This window comes from Komagataeibacter kakiaceti JCM 25156 (assembly GCF_000613305.1).
This window is the reverse complement of the sequence record NZ_BAIO01000432.1, coordinates 1-2,015: the sequence shown is the minus strand read 5'-3', so window position 1 is coordinate 2,015 and position 2,015 is coordinate 1. Positions and strand designations below refer to the sequence as shown.

Genomic DNA, 2,015 nt, shown 5'->3' with positions numbered 1-2,015 from the left:
CCGAAGCGTCCGGGGTCAGCCGCGCGCGCAGATCCAGCCCGCCCAGCCCCTGCGGGGTAAGCCTGCGCGATGCGGCGATGGCCACGTCAGGCGGGCAGTCATGCAGGAAGATGGCAACCGCGGCCTCCGGCGGGACAACGGACACCACGCCCGGTTCCGGCCAGTTCAGATAGGGGTTGATGCCCGACGCCGCCGGATGATCGGGCAGCATCTTCTCCACCACCTGCCCGAAGCCCACACCATCGGGCAGCATCATGCCCGCCAGATAGGCAATGCCGCGCACGCGGTCCGGAAAACGCTCGGCCACGGCGGAGGCCACGACCCCGCCACCGGAATGGGCCACGAGGGTCACCGGCTGGCCAAGCGTGTCCATGACGCTGGCCACATGCGCCACGTAACCCGCCAGCGTCGCATCCCGCGCAGGCGCGCCGTCCGCCCCGTTGCCCGGCAGGTCAACCGCATGGGCGGGAATGCCGGTGCGTTGCGCCCATGCGGACAGAAAGGGCTGCCATACCCAGCTTCCCTGCCATGCACCGTGAATGAGGATGACGGGCGAACCGTGCGTCCCGCTCATCGGCCATAGGTCCGGTCGTACATGGTGCGCAGGTGATCCTCCACCGTAACGGGCGGCCAGAGCGGGCTTTCCCCCGGCTCAAGGCAGCCCGGCAGGCACGAAACCACCTGATCGGGATTGCCGGTATGGAAGAACGGCACCGAATACCGTTCATGGCCCGAGGTGTTGATGACCCGATGCAGCGTGGAGCGGTAGCGGTTGTTGGTCCAGCGCGAGATCATGTCCCCCAGGTTGATGACAAAACTGCCCGGAATGGGCATGGCGTCCAGCCACTCGCCATCCGGTGCGCGGACCTGAAGGCCACCACTGTCATCCTGCAACAGAAGGGTCAGGCCGCCGAAATCGGTATGCGCGCCCGCCCCCTTCTGCCCCGGCGGGGCCTTGGCTGGCTGGGGCGGGTAATGCAGCAGGCGCAGCGTGGTGAGCGGGTCACGGCAGAAGGCGGCGAAATAATCCTCGGCCAGGCCGAGCGAGAGGGCGATGCCCCGCATCAGCCGCTCGCCCAGTTCGGTCATGGCGGCGCTGTATTCCATCATGACCCGGTGGAATTCCGGCATATCCGCTGGCACTGGTTCGGCCCCTGATTGAAGCGCCCGGCCAGAACGGCGGGATCATCCAGCGGTTTTTCCGGGCCGATATAGAACCCTTCCTTCAGGTCCGGCGGCGCGCCGGGTTCCAGCGTCTGGTCACGCAGGGGTTCGTAGCCCCGGTTGCAGGTGGAACGGTTCTTGTTAAGGCTTCCTTCTCCGCCTCGGGCAGGGCGAAGAACGCGCGAGACTGCGCGAAGACCGCCGCGATCAGCCCGGCCGGTACACCATGGTCCACACAGTAGAAAAAACCCATGTCGCGACAGGCGACATGCAGCGCCGCGCCCACTTCCTCGCGCCGGGCGCGTGATGGCGCGCTCAGGCCCGCTACAGATATGACAGGCAACCCCTGCCATGCCGCAGCGCGTGCGTGTTCCGTCATTCCTTCTTTCCCCCGGTCTGTCCATTTACCGCGCGCGGGCCACCCCCGTGGCAGGCCGCGCGTGGGCCGTAATCAGTCATTCAGCCCGGCTTCCTGTATCCGCCGTGCCTGCGCCGCATGCGCGCGCAGGACATCGGTCAGTCCCGTCTGCCGGGGTTCACAGTTTTCCACCAGCACGCGGCCATTGACAATAGTGGTATGCGCCACGGCGGGACCGCAGCGCAGCCACGCCTCCACCGGGTCCGTCACGGCCCCGGCCAGCGCGACATCGCTCATGTGCCACAGCACCAGATCGGCGCAGGCGCCGGGGCACAGGTGGCCGATCTCATCCGCCCAGCCCAGGCATGCGGCGCTGCCACGGGTCGCCATGTCCAGCGCATCACGCGCGCCCATGGATTCCGGCCCGTTATGGCTACGGCCCAGCAGCATCGCATTGCGCGTTTCCATCCACATGGAGGCGGTATCGTTCGAG

Annotated in this window: 4 protein-coding genes; all 4 read right to left on the bottom strand. The window is 67.3% G+C overall.

Features of this window, described 5'->3' with window-relative positions; genetic code table 11:
* Positions 1-574 (bottom strand): alpha/beta fold hydrolase (locus JCM25156_RS14880; protein ID WP_025813695.1); only part of this gene is annotated, 574 nt, incomplete at its 3' end.
* Positions 571-1,131: an isopenicillin N synthase family dioxygenase gene (locus JCM25156_RS31385; protein ID WP_242402684.1), complete on the bottom strand. Its 561-nt coding sequence runs from the start codon at positions 1,129-1,131 to the stop codon at positions 571-573. The genes JCM25156_RS31385 and JCM25156_RS14880, both read right to left, overlap by 4 nt.
* Before the next feature lie 94 nt (positions 1,132-1,225).
* Positions 1,226-1,543 carry a 2-oxoglutarate and iron-dependent oxygenase domain-containing protein gene (locus JCM25156_RS31380; protein WP_277909473.1) on the bottom strand — a complete coding sequence of 106 codons (318 nt, stop codon included), beginning with the start codon at positions 1,541-1,543 and terminating at the stop codon, positions 1,226-1,228.
* A 72-nt stretch (positions 1,544-1,615) separates the two neighbouring features.
* The coding region (locus tag JCM25156_RS24940; protein ID WP_034960146.1) for an amidohydrolase family protein at positions 1,616-2,015 on the bottom strand (400 nt) is incomplete at its 5' end.